Annotated in this window: 17 protein-coding genes; 3 read left to right on the top strand and 14 right to left on the bottom strand. The window is 71.0% G+C overall.

The annotated features are described in order from the left end of the window. The first annotated feature begins 49 nt into the window (after positions 1–49). Together OH768_RS16190 and OH768_RS16195 are read left to right on the top strand one after the other, a co-directional pair. Complete coding sequence (locus OH768_RS16190; RefSeq protein WP_406465290.1) at positions 50–1,048, top strand: aldo/keto reductase; 999 nt, start codon at positions 50–52, stop codon at positions 1,046–1,048. Between the two features lie 126 nt (positions 1,049–1,174). Then, a complete protein-coding gene (locus tag OH768_RS16195; RefSeq protein ID WP_406465292.1) occupies positions 1,175–2,326 on the top strand; it encodes a PQQ-dependent sugar dehydrogenase in 1,152 nt (383 codons plus the stop codon). On the opposite strand, the gene OH768_RS16200 is transcribed toward OH768_RS16195, so the two are convergent. The 7 genes from OH768_RS16200 to OH768_RS16230 all read right to left on the bottom strand — a co-directional run bounded on the left by OH768_RS16200 (position 2,283) and on the right by OH768_RS16230 (position 10,096). Further along, the gene (locus tag OH768_RS16200) at positions 2,283–2,513 is read right to left on the bottom strand and encodes a DUF6191 domain-containing protein (protein ID WP_406465294.1); all 231 of its coding nucleotides are present in this window, start codon (positions 2,511–2,513) and stop codon (positions 2,283–2,285) included. The two genes, OH768_RS16195 and OH768_RS16200, sit on opposite strands and share 44 nt — an antisense overlap. 46 nt (positions 2,514–2,559) lie before the next feature. Next, on the bottom strand, positions 2,560–5,622 hold the full coding sequence (locus OH768_RS16205; RefSeq protein WP_406465295.1) for an AAA family ATPase: 3,063 nt from the start codon (positions 5,620–5,622) through the stop codon (positions 2,560–2,562). 113 nt (positions 5,623–5,735) lie between these two features. After that, the gene (locus tag OH768_RS16210) at positions 5,736–5,921 is read right to left on the bottom strand and encodes a hypothetical protein (RefSeq protein ID WP_359609375.1); all 186 of its coding nucleotides are present in this window, start codon (positions 5,919–5,921) and stop codon (positions 5,736–5,738) included. A gap of 198 nt (positions 5,922–6,119) precedes the next feature. Then, positions 6,120–6,755: a hypothetical protein gene (locus OH768_RS16215; RefSeq protein WP_406454227.1), complete on the bottom strand. Its 636-nt coding sequence runs from the start codon at positions 6,753–6,755 to the stop codon at positions 6,120–6,122. A gap of 35 nt (positions 6,756–6,790) precedes the next feature. Continuing rightward, positions 6,791–7,366, bottom strand: a complete 576-nt coding sequence (locus OH768_RS16220; protein ID WP_406454229.1) for a GNAT family N-acetyltransferase — start codon at positions 7,364–7,366, stop codon at positions 6,791–6,793. Next, entirely contained in the window at positions 7,344–9,587 is a 2,244-nt protein-coding gene (locus OH768_RS16225) for an MMPL family transporter (protein WP_406454231.1), read from the bottom strand. The genes OH768_RS16220 and OH768_RS16225 overlap by 23 nt, the downstream gene beginning before the upstream one ends. 206 nt (positions 9,588–9,793) lie before the next feature. Then, positions 9,794–10,096, bottom strand: a complete 303-nt coding sequence (locus tag OH768_RS16230; RefSeq protein WP_406454233.1) for a hypothetical protein — start codon at positions 10,094–10,096, stop codon at positions 9,794–9,796. Positions 10,097–10,213: 117 nt separating this feature from the next. Here OH768_RS16230 and OH768_RS16235 point away from each other — a divergent pair, with 117 nt between their 5' ends. After that, a complete protein-coding gene (locus tag OH768_RS16235; protein WP_406454235.1) occupies positions 10,214–10,996 on the top strand; it encodes an SAM-dependent methyltransferase in 783 nt (260 codons plus the stop codon). Between the two features lie 51 nt (positions 10,997–11,047). On the opposite strand, the gene gatB is transcribed toward OH768_RS16235, so the two are convergent. From gatB to OH768_RS16270, 7 genes are all read right to left on the bottom strand, one after another. After that, entirely contained in the window at positions 11,048–12,562 is a 1,515-nt protein-coding gene (gene gatB, locus OH768_RS16240) for an Asp-tRNA(Asn)/Glu-tRNA(Gln) amidotransferase subunit GatB (protein ID WP_406454237.1), read from the bottom strand. A gap of 15 nt (positions 12,563–12,577) precedes the next feature. Beyond that, entirely contained in the window at positions 12,578–12,820 is a 243-nt protein-coding gene (locus OH768_RS16245; protein ID WP_355920893.1) for a hypothetical protein, read from the bottom strand. Then, the gene (gene gatA, locus OH768_RS16250; RefSeq protein ID WP_406454239.1) at positions 12,817–14,319 is read right to left on the bottom strand and encodes an Asp-tRNA(Asn)/Glu-tRNA(Gln) amidotransferase subunit GatA; all 1,503 of its coding nucleotides are present in this window, start codon (positions 14,317–14,319) and stop codon (positions 12,817–12,819) included. Before gatA ends, OH768_RS16245 begins: the two co-directional genes overlap by 4 nt. Before the next feature lie 5 nt (positions 14,320–14,324). Next, the gene (gatC, locus tag OH768_RS16255) at positions 14,325–14,621 is read right to left on the bottom strand and encodes an Asp-tRNA(Asn)/Glu-tRNA(Gln) amidotransferase subunit GatC (protein ID WP_007384860.1); all 297 of its coding nucleotides are present in this window, start codon (positions 14,619–14,621) and stop codon (positions 14,325–14,327) included. A 193-nt stretch (positions 14,622–14,814) separates the two neighbouring features. Continuing rightward, positions 14,815–17,076 carry a putative bifunctional diguanylate cyclase/phosphodiesterase gene (locus tag OH768_RS16260; RefSeq protein ID WP_406454241.1) on the bottom strand — a complete coding sequence of 754 codons (2,262 nt, stop codon included), beginning with the start codon at positions 17,074–17,076 and terminating at the stop codon, positions 14,815–14,817. Positions 17,077–17,346: 270 nt separating this feature from the next. Next, positions 17,347–19,539: an NAD-dependent DNA ligase LigA gene (ligA, locus tag OH768_RS16265; RefSeq protein WP_406454243.1), complete on the bottom strand. Its 2,193-nt coding sequence runs from the start codon at positions 19,537–19,539 to the stop codon at positions 17,347–17,349. A 15-nt stretch (positions 19,540–19,554) separates the two neighbouring features. Beyond that, the gene (locus OH768_RS16270; RefSeq protein ID WP_406454245.1) at positions 19,555–20,562 is read right to left on the bottom strand and encodes a methionine synthase; all 1,008 of its coding nucleotides are present in this window, start codon (positions 20,560–20,562) and stop codon (positions 19,555–19,557) included. Between the last annotated feature and the right edge of the window lie 59 nt (positions 20,563–20,621).

Genomic DNA, 20,621 nt, shown 5'->3' on the forward strand with positions numbered 1-20,621 from the left:
TCGCACAGAGGTTAGGTTGGTGGGCCAGGAGAGGGAGGGTCACGAGCAGGTGGAGCGCAGGACGATCGGCGCGGGGGCGCTCTCGATGGGGGCCGTCGGGCTCGGCTGCATGCCGATGAACTGGGCCTACACCGGGTCGCGGCAGCGGGGCGACGAATCGGTCAGGGCCGTGTACCGGGCGCTCGATCTGGGCATGACGCTGCTGGACACCGCCGACATGTACGGCCCGTTCACCAACGAGCTGCTGGTGGGGCGGGTGTTGAAGGAACGGCGGCAGGACGCGTTCGTGTCGACCAAGGTCGGCCTGCTGGTCGGCGAACAGCACATCGTGGCCAACGGCCGCCCCGGCTATGTGAAACGCGCGTGCGACGCCTCGCTGCGCCGCCTCCAGACCGAGGTGATCGACCTCTACCAACTGCACCGCGCCGACCCCGAGGTCCCGGTCGAGGAGACCTGGGGCGCGATGGCGGATCTCGTACAGGCCGGAAAAGTAAGGGCGTTGGGCATGTGCGCGGTCGGCGCCCGCTCGGCACGCCGGCCCGGGGCGCGGCTGCATGACGGAACGATCCGCCAACTCCAGCGCGTACAGCAGGTGTTCCCGGTGACGGCCGTGCAGGCCGAGCTGTCGGTGTGGTCGACGGAGGCGCTGGACGCGCTGCTGCCGTGGTGCGCGGCGCGCGGAGTCGGCTTCCTGGCCGCGATGCCGCTCGGCAACGGTTTCCTGACCGGCACCCTGACCCCGGGCGAGGGCTTCGAACCGGACGACGTGCGCGCCCGGCACCCCCGCTTCACCGCCGAAATGACCGCCGCGAACCAGCCGATCGTGGCCGGTCTGCGCCGCGTCGCCCGCCGCCACGGCCCGGAGGTCACCCCGGCCCAGGTGGCCCTGGCCTGGGCGCTGGCGCAGGGCCCGCACGTGGTGCCGGTACCGGGCACCAAGCAGGAGCGCTGGGTGACGGAGAACGCGGGAGCTGCGGAACTCCGCCTCACACCGGAGGACCTCACGGAGGTGGCGGAACTGCCGGCGGCACTGGGCTCCTGGGACTGACCGTCGTACGCGTGACACGGCTCGATCCTGCGTCGGTCGTCGGTGATCGGGAACCTGTCCGGCGTGAGCGGTGTATGACAAGTAGAACCCGCCCGTCGAAGGGACCTGATCGTGCAACGTCGAGTCGTGTCGGCCGCTCTGGCCGTGACCGCACTCCTGCTGGCGGCCGGCTGCTCCTCCGGCGACGAAGACCCGCGCTACGGCACGACCACGCCATCGGGCAGCGCCGGTACGACCACGGGGTCGTCGTCCTCCGGGCAGCCCGCCGCGCAGGTCCCGCCCGCCAAGGGCACGGTGAAGGTGCTGCGCACGGTCACCGAGGGTCTGAAGACCCCCTGGGGCCTGGCCCCGCTGCCCGACGGGAACCTCCTCGTCTCCTCCCGCGACGACGGCACGATCACCCGGATCACCGAGAAGACCGGCCGGAAGACCGAGCTGGGCACGGTCTCCGGGGTCTCCCCCGCGGGCGAGGGCGGCCTCCTCGGCATCGCGCTCTCCCCGGACTACGCCTCGGACCACATGATCTACGCCTACTTCACCTCCGCCTCGGACAACCGCATCGTCCGCATGCTGTACGACCCGCAGAAGCCGGCCGGTGAGCAGCTGGGCGCCCCTGACACGATCTTCAAGGGCATCCCCAAGGGCTATATCCACAACGGCGGCCGGATCGCCTTCGGCCCGGACGGGATGCTGTACGCGGGCACGGGCGAGAGCGGTCAGCGGGGTCTGGCGCAGGACAAGAAGTCCCTGGGCGGCAAGATCCTGCGGCTGACCCCGGAGGGCGACCCGGCGCCGGGCAACCCGTTCCCGAACTCGCCGGTGTACACCTACGGCCACCGCAATGTGCAGGGCCTGGCCTGGGACTCCAAGCAGCGGCTGTTCGCCTCGGAGTTCGGCCAGGACACCTGGGACGAGCTGAACGCGATCACTCCGGGCGACGACTACGGCTGGCCGGACGCGGAGGGCAGGAGCAGCGACCCCAAGTACCACAACCCGATCACCCAGTGGCACACCGACGACGCCTCCCCCAGCGGCATCGCCTACGCCGAGGGCTCCCTCTGGATGGCGGGGCTGAAGGGCCAGCGCCTTTGGCGCATCCCGCTGGACGGCACCAAGGCGTCGGCCGCCCCGCAGGCCTTCCTCACCCGCGAGTACGGCCGCCTGCGCACGGTGGTGTCGGCCGGCGGCGACAAGCTGTGGCTGGTGACCAGCAACACGGACGGACGGGGCACGCCTAAGTCGGGGGACGACCGGATTCTGGAGCTTCAGGTGTCATAGCGGAGGGGTCGGAGTCGGCTTCAGGTTCGGCTTCGGCTCCAGGCAGGCGGACGACGACCTTGCCGGACTCCAGGTCTATCGGCCCGCGTCCGGGGTCGCCGTCGGCGACGTCGACCCTGGTCATCTCCAGCCGGTTGCGCTCGTCCTCGGTGTGCTTGCGGCCCGGTGAGAACAGTTCCTCGAACATGTTGAACACGGCGCCTCCCCTGGCCCGGTCTCCTACAGCGTACGACTCATCCGGCCGAACGCGCGGTGAGCGGGTCGGGCGGGAACAGCCCCAGCCGGTGGGCCACCGCCGCCGCCTCGCCCCGGCCGGAGACGCCGAGCTTGCCGAGGATGTTCGAGACGTGGACGCTCGCGGTCTTCGGGGAGATGAAGAGTTCCTCGGCGATCTGCCGGTTGGTGCGGCCGGCGGAGACCAGGCGCAGGACGTCGCGCTCCCGGCTGGTGAGGCCGAGCGCCTCGACGGGGTCGGCGGGGACGGCTCGCGGCGCCGGGACCCTGGTGAGCGTCAGCCGGGCCCGCTGGGCGAGCAGGGCGACGGAGTCGGCGAGCGGGCGAGCGCCGAGGTGCTCGGCGACGGCACCGGACAGCCGGAGGAGCTCGGTGGCCCGGTCGCGCTCGTCGTCGCCGCCGTGGGAGTCGGACAGGAGCGCTTCGGCCAGGCGGTGGCGGACGCGGGCGAGGTCGTAGGGGCGGTCGAGGCGCTCGAAGGCGGCGACCGCCTCGGACCAGTCGTCCGGGGTGCAGCGGCCCTCGGCGCGCAGCAGTTCGGCGCGCAGCCAGCGTTCGTGGGCCTGCCAGACGGGCACATGGGTGGCGACCGGCTTGGCGGCCTCCCGGATGCGTTCGATGATCTTGGGGCGGCCGGGGTCGGCGGCGGGCAGGCCGATGGTCTGGGCCTCGGCGACGGCGGCGGCCACCAGCAGGGGCCAGGTCTCGAAATGGGTGCCGGGCCGGAACCCGGAGTCCAGGACCTGTTCGAGGGTGGCGCGGGCGTCGAGGAGGCGGCCTTCGGCGGCGGCGACCTGGAGCTCGAGCCGCTCCAGGGGCTGGTGGTGCTGGGGTGCGACGTCATGGGTGCCGAAGTGCTCGCGGGCGGCGGCCAGTTGGCGCCGGGCTTCGGCCACCTCGCCCCGGGCGAGCGCGAGTTCGGCCAGGAGACGGGCGTGGAAGCCGCGGGGTTTGGCGCTCTGGCCCACCCGCTCGGCCTTGGTCGCGGCCTCGGCGGCCTCGTCCCAGCGGCCCAGGGTGAAGAGGGATTCGGCGAGGTTCCCCCAGATCCAGGCCTCTTTGTCGAACTGGCCGAACTTCTTGGCGAAGGCGAGCCCGGCTTCCAGGATCGGCACGGCCTCGCGGGAGCGGCCGACGGTTTCGAGGGAGGACGGCAGGTTCACATAACTGCGGCCCGCGACGGCGGAGATGCCCTCGGCGACCGTCCTCTCGTTGACCTCGACCAGCTCGGCGAGGCCCGCCTCGACATCGCCGGAGGCGACCATGAGGCCGGCCAGCGTGAGGCGGGCGTCCATCTCGATCTCACGGGCGCCCACCATACGCGCGTACTCGACCGCGCGCTCGGCGGCCACATAGGCGTCCGGTCCCGGAACGTGCACCATCGACCAGCCGGCGACCTTGGCCAGCACCTCCGCGTGCACCTCGGAGGGCGGCAGGCCGCGCACCAGCTCCTGCGCGGAGGCGAGTTCCGACCAGCCGTCGCCGCGGCCCTGGTGCCGGATCAGGACGGAGCGCTGCACCCAGAACCAGGCGGCCCGCAGCGGGTCCCCCTCGTCGTTGATGAGGTGCAGGGCCCGCTTGGTGATCTTCAGCGCGCGCTCGCGCTCCCCGCTGAGCCACCCGGCGACGGCGGCCTCCGCCATCAGGTCGAGATAGCGCAGAGGGGTGGTCTCCGGGTCGCAGCCGCAGGCGGGATACACCTCGGCGTAGTCGACGGGCCGCAGGCCGGCGCGTACGGCGTCGGGGGCGGTGTCCCACAGTTCCATCGCCCGCTCCAGGAGCCGTAGTTGCTCGGAGTGGGCGTGCCGGCCGCGGGCCGCTACGGAGGCGTCCAGGACGGCGGGGAGGGCCTTTGCGGGGTCGTGGGCGTGGTACCAGTAACTCGCCAGCCGCATGACGCGCTGGTCGGCGGGGACGAGCGTCGGCTCGGCCTCCAGGGCTTCGGCGTAGCGGCGGTTGAGGCGGGAGCGCTCGCCGGGCAGCAGGTCGTCGCCGACCGCCTCGCGGACCAGGGAGTGGCGGAAGCGGTAGCCGTCGCCGCCGGGCGCGGCCTGGAGGATGTTGGCGCCGACGGCCGCCCGCAGTGCCTCGATGAGGTCGTCCTCGGCGAGCCGGGCGACGGCGGCGAGCAGTCGGTACTCGACGGTGGAGCCGCCCTCGGCAACGATCCGGGCGACCCGCTGGGCGCTCTCGGGCAGTGACTCGACCCGGACGAGGAGCAGGTCGCGCAGGGAGTCGGTGAGGCCGGTGCGGCAGCCGTCGTCGGCGGCGACGGCGAGTTCCTCGACGAAGAAGGCGTTGCCGTCGGAGCGCCGGAAGATCTCGTCGACCTGGGCGGGGTCGGGCTCGGCGGCGCGGATGCCGGCGATCTGGCGGGCGACTTCCTGCCGGTTGAAGCGGCCGAGCTCGATCCGGCGGACCGTGCGGAGCCGGTCGAGTTCGGCGAGGAGGGGGCGCAGCGGGTGGCGGCGGTGGATGTCGTCGGCGCGGTAGGTGGCGAGGACGAGGAGGCGGCCGGTGCGCAGGGTGCGGAAGAGGTAGGCGAGGAGGTGGCGGGTGGAGGCGTCGGCCCAGTGCAGGTCCTCCAGGGCGACGACGACCGTGCGCTCGGCGGCGACGCGCTCCAGGAGGCGCGCGGTGAGTTCGAAGAGGCGGGCCATGCCCTCCTCGTCGCCGCGGCGGGCCCGGTGTGCGGTGGGGGTCTCCGCCAACTCGGGGAGCAGCCGGGCGAGTTCCTCCTCCTGGCCGGCGGCGGCCGTAGACAGTTCGGCGGGCAGTTCGCGGCGCAGGGCGCGCAGGGCCGTGGAGAACGGGGCGAAGGGCAGTCCGTCCGCGCCGATCTCGACACAGCCGCCGAGCGCGACGACGGCGCCCCGGCGGCAGGCGGCGGTGGCGAACTCCTCGACGAGCCGGGTCTTGCCGACGCCGGCCTCGCCGCCCAGTAGCAACGCCTGCGGCTCGCCCGCGGCAGCGCGGGCGAGCGCGTCGTTCAGCGTGTCCAGTTCGTCGGCGCGGCCGACGAAGACCGGACTCACGGACCTGGTCTCCACGCCTGCGAGCATGTCACGCGGGTCTGACAACGCGGCACTCGTTTTCGGGAGGGCGGTCGCGGAGAGGAGCGCTCCGCCGGCCTGCCGGGCGGGCGCCGTACGGCCGCCCTCCCGTGCCCGTCCGGTCACGACGCACGGGCGAACAGGTGCCTGCGCGGGCGTTCGGTATGCACCTCCCTCTCGGCGGCCTGCCGGGCCTGCTCGCGGCGGGCCGCGCGCCGGCCGCGGACGGCCTCGCGGGCCAGCCGCTCGCCTGCGGCCTGCCGGCGGAGTTCGGCGGAACGGAGCTGGTGCATCTCGTACTCGTACATCTCAAGTCCCTTGGTGGAGGCGGCTCTTCCGGCTTCGCTTTCTGCGATGCCTCAACCTTCGTCTCCAAGGGGGGTCCGCCACATCGGGAGAGTTCCGCATCTTGCGGGGCCGGGCGGGCCTTAGACATGCGTAAGGGGCCTCAGGTCCTCCGTAAGGTGCTTACGGAGGACCTAAGACCCCTGATGAACTGCGGTGACTCAGGTCGCGGACGGCAGGGCGAGCAGGGCGTCGGTGTACTTGAGGACGGCCAGCAGCAGGCCTACGACGCCGAGCACGACGCCCGCCCAGGCGACCGACTTGATCCAGGTGGCCTGCGGCTTGCCCGGGGTGCCGAACGCGGGCCGGATGAGCGCGCCGACACCCACGAGGGCGGCCACGAGCGCGAAAAGACCGGCCCAGATCGCGGTGGCGTGCCAGGAGGTGCCGTAGACCTCCTTGATCTGTGTGGCCACGCTCGCGGTGGACGCGGTGTGGAGCTGGCCGTTGAGCTGCGCGCGGGCGCCGGCGACGGTGCCGATCCAGCCGCCGGAGAGCGAGATGAAGCCGAGCGCGGCGGAGACCACGGCGGCGGCACCCTGGCCGACGCCGGAGGAACCTTCCGGCTCCTCGAGCCCGAGCTTCGCGAGCTCGGCCGCGTACTCCTCCTCGGTGAGGTCGTCCTCGTCCTCGGAGGCCTCGGCCTCGGTGTCCGCGGCTTCCTGCTCGGTCACTTCCTCGTCGGTCTTGGTGACATCGGTCTTCGTCACATCGGTCTTGGTGACGTCGACGGTTTCCGCGTCGCTCTTCACCTCGGTGGCCTCGTTCGCGGCCTCGTCAACAGTCTTGGTACCCATGGTGCGCACGGTAGGGGTGAAGTATGAGAAGTTCCTTAAAGATCGGCGTGCGGGGCACGCGCGCGTGCCCCGCGCCACTCGGGCGCGAGCACGGACCACACCTCTATGTCGTGCCGTACGCCCCCGTGGGGGTGTGTTTCGCGGAGGACGCCGTCCCTGGTCATGCCCATGCGGCGCGCAACATTCAGGCTCTTCTCATTGCCCGCGGCGGCATGCCATTCGACGCGGTGGATACCGCGCTGTTCGATCGCGAAATCGATGAGAATCCGTATCGCGCGGGTGATCAGTCCGCGCCCGGCAGCGGCGGGTTCCAGCCAGCAGCCGACCTCGCAGTTGCCCTGGTCGGCGTGGAAGTTCAGGAAGAGGACACCGCCGACGAGCTTGCCGTCCAGCCAGATGCCGTGCAGGGAGGCGCTGTCGGCGGCGCGCAGGTCGGCGTAGCGCTGGAGCATGTCCCGCGTGGACTCGACGTCCGTCGCCTTGGAGCCGAAGGAGATGTACTGGCCGATGAACTCCCGGCCGCGCTCCAGGTGGGCGAGGAACTCCTCGGCGTGCCAGGGCTCCAGGGGACGCAGTTCGGCCCCGTCGTCACCCAGGGATATCGCGTACATCCTGCTCCCGCTCCTTCGCCAGTACGTCCGCCACCTCGGCGTCCGTCGCAGCGGCCAGCCTCTCATGGGCGGCACGGCACTCCGGGGGCTCGATGCTGATGCGGGGCAGGACGCGGTCCAGGCGGCGGGGCAGCCACCAGTTGGCGCCGCCGAGCAGGTGCATGAGGGCGGGTACCAGCAGCGTACGGAGGACGAAGGCGTCCAGGGCGACGGCGGAGGCGAGCGCGATGCCGAACATGGCGATCACGCGGTCGCCGCTGAGCACGAAGGCGAGGAAGACCGAGATCATGATGACGGCGGCCGAGTTGATGACCCGGCTGGTCTCGGCGAGGCCGACGCGGACGGCCCGGCGGTTGTCGCCGGTTTCCAGCCATTCTTCGTACATCCGGCTGACCAGGAAGACCTGGTAGTCCATCGAGAGCCCGAAGAGGACCGACACCATGATCACGGGGAGGAATGGTTCGATGGGTCCGGCCCGGCCGAGGCCGAGGAACTCGCTCCCCCAGCCCCACTGGAAGATCGCGACGACGACTCCGAAGGCGGCGGCCACGGCGGCGACGTTCATCGCGGCTGCCTTCAGCGGGATGCCGACGGACCGGAAGGCGAGCAGGAGCAGCACACAGCCGAGCGAGATGACGACCCCTATGAACAGGGGGAGTTTGCCGACGATCACGTCGGCGAAGTCGTCGTAGCTTGCCGTGACGCCACCCACGTGGATGTCGAGCGAGGTGCCTGTCTCGGCCCGGGGCAGTACCTCGGTGCGCAGCCGGTCGACGAGGTCACTGGTCCTCTGGGACTGCGGTGCCGAGTCCGGTACGACGGTGAAGTACCCGGTGGCGCCGCCGGCGTCGTAGGTCACCGGGGTCACGGAGGCGACGCCCTCGCTGGTGCGGAGGGTGGCGTCGAGGTTGTCGAGGGCGAGCTTGTCCTCCGCCCCGTCGATCTTGGTGACGAGGGTGAGGGGACCGTTGACGCCGGGGCCGAAGCCTTCGGCGAGGAGGTCGTAGGCCTGCCGTGTGGTCGACGACTTGGGGTCGTTGCCCTGGTCGGAGGTGCCCAGGTGGAGCGAGAGCGTCGGCAGGGCGAGGACGGTGATGACGGCCAGGGCGAGGACGCCGAGGAGTTTGGGGTGGCGCTCGACGAACGCGGACCAGCGGGCGGCGAGGCCGGTGGGCAGCTCCGGCCGGGGCCCGTGCTCGGCCAGCCGGCGCCGTTCGCGGCGGCTGAGGGCCCGGGGGCCGATGAAGGACAGCAGGGCCGGGAGAAGGGTCACGGAGGCCGCGACGGTGAGCATCACGGTCAACGAGGCGGCGACGGCTACCCCGTTGAGGAAGCCGAGCCGAAGGATCAGCATCCCGAGGAGGGCGATGCACACCGTGGCGCCCGCGAAGACGACCGCGCGCCCGGTGGTGACGACCGCGTTGGTGACCGCCTCGGTCACGGACAGACCGCGTTTCAGCCCGCGCCGGTGCCGGGTCACGATGAACAGGGCGTAGTCGATGCCGACGCCGAGCCCGACCAGCATGCCGAGCATGGGCGCGAAGTCGGCGACGGTCATGGCGTGCCCGAGCAGCACGATCGCCGCGTAGGCGGTGCCGACGCCCACCAGGGCGGTACCGATGGGCAGCAGCGAGGCGGCGAGCGAACCGAAGGCGAGGAACAGCACGAGGGCGGCGACGGCCACCCCGACGATCTCGGCGGTGTGCCCGCTCGACGACTCGGTGAGCCCGATGGCACTGCCGCCCAGCTCGACCTGGAGCCCGTCGGTCCCGGCGGCCTTCGCGGCGCGGACGACCGCCTGCGCCTGGGACTTGCCGATGTCCTCGGCCTGGTGCGCGAAGGTGACGGTGGCGTAGGCGGTCCGCCCGTCGGCGCTGATCCGGCCGGTGCCCTGCCCGTCGTACGGGCTGACCACGGAGGCGACTCCCGGCAGGCTCGCGATCCGGTCCAGGGCGCCGGTCATGGTCTGTTCGACGTCGGCGGCGCGGACGGAACCGGGCGAGGTGCGCCAGACCACGGTGTCGCTGTCACCGCCGAGGCCCGGAAACGCCTCTTTGAGCAGTTGGGTCGCGCGGCCCGACTCGGTGCCGGGGGCCTCGTAGTCGTTCGAGTACGCCGAGCCGGTGACGGCTGCGGCAGCGGTGACCCCGCCGAACGCGAGGAGCCACAACAGGACGGCGGCGAGGCGGTGCCGAACACACCAGCGGGCAAGGGCTGCCACGAACGTGCTCCCGGGGATGGCGAATTGTGGATCTTTGACCGGGAAACATCGTCCGAAGGATGAACAGCCCGCAAAGAACGCATGAGCAATACGCGACCCACTCTCGCAGCCGAAAGTGATCGTTCATCCCGTTCGAAGGCTCCGCCACCGGAGTGGGAGCCAGATCACAGGACAGTAACGGCGACTCTGTCACCCCGGCGGGCGCCTCAGTCGAACTGGTCCCCCAGTGCCATCACCATCGCGCCGACGACCAGCAGCCACAACGCCCGTCTGGTACGGCCCCGGGAGCCGAGGACCGACGCGAGCGCACTCAGCGCGGCACCCACGGCATAGGCGGCCGGGACGAGCACCGGTTCGGAACCGGCGGCCCGGAGCGCCGCCGCGGCCACACCGGCCAGGGCCAGCACGGCACCGGTCAGGGCCGCCGTCCAGCGGGCCCGCCGCGCGTCCAGTGCCGGATCCCCGAAGTCGTCCAATTCGGATATCTCGGAATCTCCGCGTCCGTCCATGGCGGGCGAGCGTAGCGCCTCCGCCTGAGAAACCTGGTGCGCGGCCAACCGACGTCCTCCACAATCTCGTTGCTCTCCCACAGGAAGCTACGCAGAACCGGAGGAGCCCGTTCACCGATGCCCGACACCGAACTGACCGACCGCCTGACCCACCCCCGCTACCCGCGCAGCAACACCTACGACGTCCGCTGGACCATCGAGAACCAGATGGGCCCGCACGCCTTGTGGCTGCTGGAGTGGCTGGCCCCCGCCCTCGGCCTCGGCACCCTGCGCCCCGGCGCGCGCGTGCTCGACCTGGGCTGCGGGCGCGCCATGACCTCCGTCTTCCTCGCCAAGGAGTACGACGTCCAGGTCACCGCCGCCGACCTGTGGGTGAAGCCCGACGAGAACGCCGTACGGATCGCGGAGGCGGGTGTCGCGGACCGGGTGCTGCCCCTGCACGTGGAGGCGCACGACCTGCCCTTCGCGAAGGGCACGTTCGACGCGATCGTGTCGATCGACGCGTACCAGTACTTCGGCACCGCCGACCTCTATCTGCCCACGCTGACAAGGCTGTTGAAGCCGGGCGGAAGGATCGGCGTCGTCATGCCCGCCCTGCGGGAGGAACTGCCGGGCGACGAACCGCCGGAGCACCTGAAGCCCTTCTGGGACCCCGGCTTCTGGGCCTTCCACTCCCCCGCCTGGTGGCGCCGCCACTGGACCCGCGGCGGGACCGTGGCGGTCGAGACCGCCGACTGGCAGCCCGACGGCTGGAAGGACTGGCTGCTGTGGAGCGAGGTGTGCGCCGAGGAGAGTCCGTACGACTGGATGGCGCGCATGGCCCGTGAGTCGGTGGAACTGGTGACGGCCGACCAGGGGCAACTCCTCGGCTTCACCCGGGTCGTGGGCCGCCGGGCGTAACGGGAACGGCCCCGGAGATCGGGTCTCCGGGGCCGTGCACGGTGTACTGGCTCAGCCCTCGCTGACGCCCAGCTGCTCCAGGATCAGTTCCTTGACGCGGGCCGCGTCGGCCTGACCCCTGGTGGCCTTCATGACCGCGCCGACCAGGGCACCGGCCGCGGCCACCTTGCCGCCGCGGATCTTGTCGGCGACGCCCGGGTTGCCGGCGATGGCCTCCTGGACGGCGGTGGTGAGGGCGCCGTCGTCGGAGACGACCTTCAGACCTCGCTTCTCGACGACCTCGTCCGGGGTGCCCTCGCCGGCGAGAACGCCCTCGATGACCTGGCGGGCCAGCTTGTCGTTCAGCTCACCTGCGGTCACCAGCGCGGTGACCCGGGCGACCTGCTCGGGCGTGATGGGGAGTTCGTCGAGCGCCTTGCCGGACTCGTTGGCGCTGCGCGCCAGTTCACCCATCCACCACTTGCGGGCGGAGGCCGCGTCGGCACCGGCGTCGATCGTCGCGACGATCGGGTCGATGGCACCGGCGTTGAGGATCGACTGCATGTCGAACGCGGTGATCCCCCACTCCTCGGTCAGCCGGTTGCGGCGGGCCAGCGGCTGCTCGGGCAGTCCGGCGCGGATCTCCTCGACCCACTCGCGGGAGGGGGCCACCGGCACCAGGTCCGGCTCGGGGAAGTACCGGTAGTCCTCCGCCTCCTCCTTCACGCGGCCCGAGGTCGTCGACCCGGTGTCCTCGTGGAAGTGGCGGGTCTCCTGGATGATCGTGCCGCCGGAGTTCAGCACCGCGGCGTGGCGCTGGATCTCGTAGCGGGCGGCCCGCTCCACGGAGCGCAGGGAGTTGACGTTCTTCGTCTCGCTGCGGGTGCCGAACTTCTCGCGGCCGTGCGGACGCAGCGACAGGTTCACGTCGCAGCGCATCTGCCCCTGCTCCATGCGCGCCTCGGACACACCGAGGGCCCGGATCAGCTCGCGCAGCTCGGCGACGTAGGCCTTGGCGACCTCGGGAGCACGCTCCCCCGCACCCTCGATCGGCTTGGTGACGATCTCGATGAGCGGGATGCCGGCGCGGTTGTAGTCGAGCAGCGAGTGCGAGGCGCCGTGGATACGGCCCGTCGCGCCGCCGACGTGCAGCGACTTGCCGGTGTCCTCCTCCATGTGGGCGCGCTCGATCTGCACCCGGAAGGTCTCGCCGTCCTCCAGCTGTACGTCGAGGTAGCCGTTGAAGGCGATCGGCTCGTCGTACTGGGAGGTCTGGAAGTTCTTCGGCATGTCCGGATAGAAGTAGTTCTTCCGGGCGAAACGGCACCACTCGGCGATCTCGCAGTTCAGCGCGAGGCCGATCTTGATCGCGGACTCGACGCCGATCGCGTTGACGACCGGGAGCGCGCCGGGCATGCCGAGGCAGGTCGGGCAGGTCTGCGAGTTGGGCTCGGCGCCCAGTTCGGTCGAACAGCCGCAGAACATCTTGGTCTTGGTGCCGAGTTCGACATGGACCTCAAGGCCCATGACGGGGTCGTACGACGCCAGCGCGTCCTCGTACGACTCCAGGTCGGTCGTGGTGGTCACGGTGAACTTTCCCTCTCAGCCCAGCAGGACGTCGTCGTCGCCCAGCCGCTTCAGCTCGCGGTACAGGATGGCGAGGCCGGTGACGATCGCGACGGCGGACACCGTGGCGTCGATCAGACGGAGCGTGTCGTGCTCGGTGCGCGCCTTCTTGATCTGCTTGGCGACACCCAGCGCGCCGAACGCGGTGGTGGCCATGGACACATAGGTGCCGGACTTGGACTTCTTGAAGCCCTTGGCCTTCGACAGTGCGTTGCTCACAGCGACGGTGCCTCCTCAAGCAGCGGGTGGCCCCACTTTTCCACGAAGGCGGCCTCGACGGCGGCGCCGACCTTGTAAAGGCGGTCGTCCTTCAGCGCCGGGGCGATGATCTGCAGCCCGACCGGCAGACCGTCCTCGGGTGCGAGGCCGCAGGGCAGCGACATGGCCGAGTTGCCCGCCAGGTTGGTCGGGATGGTGCACAGGTCCGCGAGGTACATCGCCATCGGGTCGTCGGCACGCTCGCCGATCGGGAAGGCGGTGGTCGGCGTCGTCGGCGACACGATCACATCGACGCTCTCGAACGACTTCTCGAAGTCGCGGGTGATGAGCGTACGGACCTTCTGGGCGCTGCCGTAGTACGCGTCGTAGTAGCCGGAGCTGAGCGCGTACGTCCCGAGCATGATGCGGCGCTTCACCTCGGGGCCGAAGCCCGCCTCACGGGTGAGGGAGGTGACCTCCTCGGCCGAGTGGGTGCCGTCGTCGCCGACACGGAGGCCGTAGCGCAGGCCGTCGAAACGGGCCAGGTTCGACGAACACTCGGAGGGCGCGATCAGGTAGTACGCCGACAGGGCGAGGTCGAAGGACGGGCAGTCCAACTCGACGATCTCCGCGCCCAGTTCCCTCAGTACGGCGACGGCCTCGTCGAAGCGCTGGATGACACCGGCCTGGTAGCCCTCGCCGCGGAACTGCTTCACGACGCCGACCCGCATGCCCTGCACACTGCCGTTGCGGGCGGCCTCGACGACCGGCGGGACCGGAGCGTCGATCGAGGTCGAGTCGAGCGGGTCGTGTCCGGCGATGACCTCGTGCAGCAGCGCCGCGTCCAGGACCGTACGGGCGCAGGGCCCGCCCTGGTCGAGGGAGGACGAGAAGGCGACCATGCCGTAGCGGGAGACCGCGCCGTACGTCGGCTTGACGCCGACCGTGCCGGTGACGGCGGCCGGCTGGCGGATGGAGCCGCCGGTGTCCGTGCCGATGGCCAGCGGCGCCTGGAAGGAGGCGAGCGCGGCGGAGGAACCGCCACCGGAGCCGCCGGGGATCTTGGTGAGGTCCCAGGGGTTGCCGGTAGGCCCATAGGCGCTGTTCTCGGTGCTCGACCCCATGGCGAACTCGTCCATGTTGGTCTTGCCGAGGATGACCACGTCGGCGGCCTTCAGCCGCTTGGTGACCGTAGCGTCGTACGGCGGGATCCAGCCTTCAAGGATCTTCGAACCGACGGTCGTCGGAATGCCCTCGGTGGTGAAGATGTCCTTGAGCGCGAGCGGGACGCCGGCGAGGGGACCCAACTCCTCGCCCCTGGCCCGCTTCTCGTCGACGGCACGGGCCTGCGCGAGGGCGCCCTCACGGTCGACGTGCAGGAAGGCGTGCACCTTCGCGTCGACCTCCTCGATACGGGCGAGGTGGGCCTCCGTGACCTCCACGGCCGTGAGGACGCCGGACGCGATGTTCGCGGCGGTCTCGGCGGCGGTGAGCCGGATGATGCTGCTGTGGTCCGTCATGGTGATTAGTCCTCCCCCAGGATCTGCGGCACCTTGAAACGCTGCTGCTCCTGGGCCGGGGCGCCGGAGAGCGCCTGCTCGGGGGTGAGCGAGGGACGGACCTCGTCCGCGCGCATGACGTTCGTCAGCGGCAGCGGGTGGGAGGTCGGCGGTACGTCTTGGTCGGCGACCTCGCTGACGCGGGCGACCGCGCCGATGATGTCGTCCAGCTGTCCCGCGAAGTGTTCGAGCTCTTCGGGCTTCAGCTCCAGACGCGCCAGCCGGGCGAGGTGGGCGACCTCCTCGCGCGTGATGCCAGGCATGCGGCGTTCCTCTGGGGTGAGTGTGTGTGGTTTGGGCCCAATCCTATGGGGCGGGGGGCCGTAGCCGTTAAACGGTTTCGATCGCCCGCTTCTCGGCAGGCGTGAGGTGAGCTACCAAGGGGCGCGGGGCCGTGTCAATTTGCGGCTGCGCCGCGTGGGCCCGCCCAGCCACGACGAACCTGCACCCGAGGAGTCAGCCAAGCCGCCCCGGATCATCCGCAGCAGCCGCAGGCAACGCGGCGCGCGGCCGCTGCCACCCCCGAGACCCCCGCGCCAGCAACCACGCCGTCATGTCCTCGGGCGGCATCGCCGCGGCGACCAGCCACCCCTGCACCGCGTCACACCCGAGATCCCGCAACCGCTCCCACGTCTCGTCGTCCTCAACACCCTCCGCGACGACGAGCAACCCCAGCGAGTGCGCGAGATCCACGGTGCACCGCACGATCTCCGCGTCCTCGGTGTCCACCGCGAGCCGCGCCACGAACGACCGGTCGATCTTCAACTCGCTGACCGGGAGCCGCCGTAGATGCACGAGGGACGAGTAGCCCGTGCCGAAGTCGTCGAGGGACATCTTGACGCCGTGACCAGTGAGGCCGTTGAGGGTGTCGGCGGCGCGCTGGGGGTCCTCCAGGAGGACGTGTTCGGTTATCTCCAGCTGGAGGGATCCCGCCGGGACACCGTGGCGGGCGAGGCGCGCGGCGACCGAGCCGGCGAATCCGGGGGTGTGCACATCGCGAGGGGAAACGTTCACCGCGACCGGTACGAACAGGCCCTGGGCCCGCCATCTGGCGACCTGGGCGAGGGCCGTGTCGAGCACGTACTCGGTCAGATGCGGCATCAGACCGGACGACTCGGCGATCGCTATGAACTCGTCCGGCGGCACCTTCCCGCGCTCGGGATGCACCCACCGCACCAGCGCCTCGAGGCCCGCGACCTGGCCGTCGAAGCGGACCTTGGGCTGGTAGTGGACCTGCACCTCGTGCGCGTCGAGGGCGCGGCGCAGATCGCCGAGGAGGCCGAGCCGGTCGGGGGTGTTGGAGTCCCGCTTGGACTCGTAGACCTCTACGCCCGTACGGTCCCGCTTCGCCTGGTACATCGCGACGTCCGCCCGGCGCAGCAGTCCCTCGGCGTCCAGGGCGTGGTCGGGGAAGACGGCGACGCCCGCGCTGGCCTCCAGGACGAGGGTGAGCCCGTCGAGGTCGAGCGGGGAGCTGAGCGCGGCGACGAGGTTGCGGGCGACCCGGGTCGCGGACGTGGTGGAGTCGGCGACGGGCAGCAGTACGGCGAACTCGTCGCCGCCGAGCCGCGCGGCCTCCGCCCCGCGCGGCAGCGCCACCCGCAGCCGGTCGGCTATCTGCAACAGCAGCCGGTCACCGGCCAGATGGCCCAAGGTGTCGTTGACCGATCGGAAGCGGTCGAGGTCGATCAGCATGAGCGCGGCCTTGGCGCCTATGCGTTCGGCGTCGTCCAGGGCGGTCCAGATGCGCTCCAGGAGCCACTGCCGGTTGGGCAGCCCGGTCAGTGGATCGCGCAGCTGCTCCTCGGCCCTGGCGCGGGCCATCCACAGGGTGGAGTCGAGGGCGATGAGCGGGATCGAGAAGAGGGGCAGCAGGACCGGCTGGGCGACGGCGACCACACAGATCAGCGGGGCGATGCCGAGCAGGGCGACCGCGACCAGTCCCTGTCTGAGCAGGGCGGTGCGGGCGACGGTGGGCAGTCCGCCGTGGCGCGGGGCGTGCAGATACCAGAGCAGGGTGCGGGTCACGGCGAGATAGGCGAGGGCGACCAGGACGACTTCGGGGGCGGTGTAGACCGTCCAGGTGTCCGGGTTCCAGGGCTTCTCGACGGACGGCACCCGGCCGAACGCGCCAAGGACGAGGGCTCCGGCGGCTATGCCCAATATGTCGACCGCGCCGTGCAGCACGCCCTGGCGCCAGCGGTTGCGGCGGGCTATGCCGACCAGGACGACGACGGTGAGGCTGACCATGCCGGCGGCGACCCAGCCGTAGAGCAGCAGGACGCCGAGGGTGAGGGCGGCGCCCGAGCCGGTGCCGCCCCACCAGCGGGCGCGGCCGAGGGCGACCAGGTGGCCGACGATGACGCCGGTGAGGACGGCCAGTGACCAGCCGACGGTGCCGGACGGGAAGAGCGCGTGGTCGCCGGTGAACGCCCGGAAGAAGCCGGCGCCCAGGACGAAGCCGGCCGCGGCCACCACCGCCGTGGGCAGCGCGGGCCAGTTCAGCTGCCGTCCGGTTTCGCCGCCGGGCAGTGCGGAGGCGTGGTTGGCGGAGAGCGGTGCGTCGTGGCGCGCGTCCGGTGTGGAGTACTGTCCGGTGGCGCGCGGCTGGGTGCTGCCCGGACGCTCCACGGGGCGCGCTCCCCAACGACTCCCCCGCCAGGCGCCGGTGAGCCGGCGCAGGAGTGAGTCCGGGGGGGCGCTCTCGGTCGGTTCCATTCCCGTCCCTCTCACAGCCGGCGGTGCCCACGCCACGCGGTCCGATGCCCGACTTCCATCAACGGCACCGCGTTTGGAAAACCCTTCCCCTTGCTCACCAAGAGCAGGGGGTTGCCCCAACCGCAGCTGGGCACGGCAGGTGCACACCTCAACAGTAGGCCGCAGAAGGCTTCCACGGGCAGCGGTCGTAGACGGTTGCCCGAATGCGACCCGGCCACCCGTATGCATCTGGTATGCGCCGATCGGGTGGCCTTCAACCGCTGCTCCTCGCTACTCCTCGACCGGAAGCGCGACTTCGGCGGCTGCCTCGGGGCCCTGTTCCAGCAGAACGGTGAAGCCGTCCTCGTTCAGAACCGGCACCTTGACCTGCATCGCCTTGTCGTACTTGGAACCAGGATTGTCACCTACAACGACGAAAGACGTCTTCTTCGAAACAGAACCGGTCACTTTCGCTCCCCGGCTCTGCAGCGCGTCCTTGGCCCCGTCCCGGGTGAAGTGTTCGAGTGTGCCGGTCACGACGACGGTCAGCCCTTCGAGCGGACGCGGGCCCTCGTCCTCGGCGGAACCCTCCTCCTCCATCCGGACCCCGGCGGCCCGCCACTTGCGGAGGATCTCCTGGTGCCACTCCTCGGCGAACCACTCCTTGAGGGAGGCGGCGATGATCGCGCCGACGCCGTCGGTGTTCGCCAACTCCTCCTCGGTGGCCTGCTCGATACGGTCGATCGAGCGGAACTCGCGGGCCAGCGCCTCGGCGGCGACCGGGCCGACATGACGGATCGACAGGCCGGTCAGGATGCGGGCGAGCGGGCGGTCCTTGGCGGCGGCGATGGTCTCCAGCATCGCAAGCGCGTTCTTCTTGGGCTCGCCCTGCTGGTTGGCGAAGACCGTCGCGATCTTCTCCTCGCCGGTCTTCGGGTCGCGCTTGGGCAGCCCGCTGTCCTGGTCGAGGACGTACGCCTTGATGGGCAGCAACTGCTCGATGGTGAGGTCGAACAGGTCGCCCTCGTCCCGCAGCGGCGGGTCCGCCGGCTCCAGCGGCTTGGTGAGAGCGGCCGCCGAGACATAGCCGAAGTGGTCGATGTCCAGCGCCTTGCGGCCCGCGAGGTAGAAGAGCCGCTCCCTCAACTGGGCAGGGCAGGTGCGGGCGTTCGGGCAGCGGAGGTCGATGTCGCCCTCCTTCATCGGCCGCAGCGGCGTACCGCACTCGGGGCACTCGGCCGGCATCACGAACTCCCGCTCGCTGCCGTCGCGCAGATCGGCGACCGGGCCGAGGATCTCCGGGATCACGTCACCGGCCTTGCGCAGCACCACCGTGTCGCCGATGAGGACGCCCTTGGCCTTGACGACCTCCTGGTTGTGCAGCGTCGCGAACTCGACCTCCGAGCCCGCCACCGTGACCGGCTCGACCTGGGCGTACGGCGTGACCCGGCCCGTACGGCCCACGCCCACGCGGATGTTGACGAGCTTGGTGTTGACCTCCTCGGGCGCGTACTTCCACGCGATCGCCCAACGCGGGGCGCGGGAGGTGGAACCGAGGCGTCCCTGGAGGGGGATCTCGTCGAGCTTGACGACCACTCCGTCGATCTCGTGCGCGACGGAGTGGCGGTTCTCGCCGTAGTACCTGATGAACTCCCGTACGCCGTCGAGGTCGTCGACCACCCTGTTGTGCGGGGAGGTGGGCAGGCCCCAGGTCTTCAGCAGGGCGTACGCCTCGGAGAGGCGGGTCAGGGGGTCGAAGCCCTCCAGGGCGCCGATGCCGTGCACGACCATGTGCAGGGGGCGGCCTGCGGTGACGCGCGGGTCCTTCTGGCGCAGTGAACCGGCCGCCGCGTTACGGGGGTTGGCGAAGGGCTTGTCGCCGGCCTCGACCAGGCGGGCGTTGAGCTCCTCGAACTTCTCCATCGGGAAGTAGACCTCGCCGCGGATCTCCACGAGGTCGGGCACGCGGTCGCCGGTCAGCCGGTCCGGGATCTCCGCGATCGTCCGGACGTTGGGCGTGATGTCCTCGCCCGTACGGCCGTCACCGCGGGTCGCCGCGCGCGTGAGGCGGCCCTGCTCATACGTCAGGTTGACGGCGAGGCCGTCGACCTTCAGCTCGCACAGGAAGTGGTAGTCGGAGGCACCGACGTCCTTGTGGACGCGCTCGGCCCAGGCCGCCAGCTCCAGGTCCTCGAAGGCGTTGTCCAGGGAGAGCATGCGCGAGCGGTGGACGACGGAGGTGAACTCCGTCTCGTACGCCCCCGCGACCTTCTGCGTCGGGGAGTCCGGAGTGCGCAGCTCGGGGTACTCCTCCTCCAACGCCTCAAGAGAGCGCAGGAGTTGGTCGAACTCCGCGTCGCTGACGACCGGGGCGTCGTTCACGTAGTACCGGAAGCGGTGCTCCTCGATCTGCTCAGCGAGCTGCGCGTGCTTCTCCCGTGCCTCTGCGGGCACCGTCGTCTCCGCCTGCCTGTCGCCGGCCACCGTGTTGTCCTTCCGTCACTCAGGGTTGTCCGCGAGGGATCTCGCCGCCCGGACGCAGTGCGCGAGAGCATGGCGCGCGTACTCGGGAGAAGCCCCCGCGAGTCCGCACGACGGGGTGATCGTGACCGCCTCCGCGAGCAGTCCCGGTCGCAGCCCCAGCCTGCGCCACAGCGTCCTGACACCCATGACGCTACCGGCAGGGTCTGACAATGCGGTGTCCGTGCCCGGCACGACACCGGCGAGGAGCCGGGTGCCGGCCTCGACCGCCTCGCCGATCACGTCGTCGTCACGCTCGGTGAGGAGCGAGAAGTCGAAGGAGACCCCGGCCGCGCCCGCGCGGCGCAGCAGCGCGAACGGCACGTCCGGTGCGCAGGAGTGCACGACGACCGGGCCGTTCTCGTGCACCCCGACGACCTCGCGGAGCGTGCTCTCGACGAGTTGGCGGTCGACGGCGCGGTAGGTGCGGTAGCCGCTGGCGGACCTGACCTGTCCGCGCAGTACGCCGATCAGGGACGGCTCGTCGAGCTGCAGCACGATCTGGGCGCCGGGCACGCGGCGTTGGACCTCGGCGAGGTGGATGCGCAGGCCCTCGGCGAGCGAGCCGGCGAGGTCCCGGCAGGCACCGGGGTCGGAGAGCACGGCCTCGCCGTTCCTCAACTCCAGCCCGGCGGCGAGCGTCCAGGGCCCCACGGCCTGCACCTTGATCGGCCCCTCGTACCCCTGCGTGAACTCCTCGAACGCGTCGAGGTCCTCCCCCAGCCACGCCCACGCCCGCTTCGTGTCCCGCCCCGGTCGGTCCCCGATCCGCCACCCGCTGGGCTCCACGCGCGCGTACACCTCGACGAGCAGCCCGGCGGTCCGCCCGATCATGTCCGCGCCGGGCCCCCGGGCGGGCAGCTCGGGCAGGAACGGAAAGTCCTCGAAGGCCCCGGTGGCAGTCTTCGCGGCCTCGCGGGCGTCAACACCGGGGAGGGAACCGACACCGGTGGCGGGACCGAAGCTGAACTGGCTGTTGTTGCTCACCCCGGAAGACTAAGCCGCCGAAGGTGGGGGCCGATTCCGTGGTGCCGTGGGCTGGTCGT

Origin of the sequence: Streptomyces sp. NBC_01622, assembly GCF_045209635.1 — a bacterium.
Taxonomy (GTDB): Bacteria; Actinomycetota; Actinomycetes; order Streptomycetales; family Streptomycetaceae; genus Streptomyces.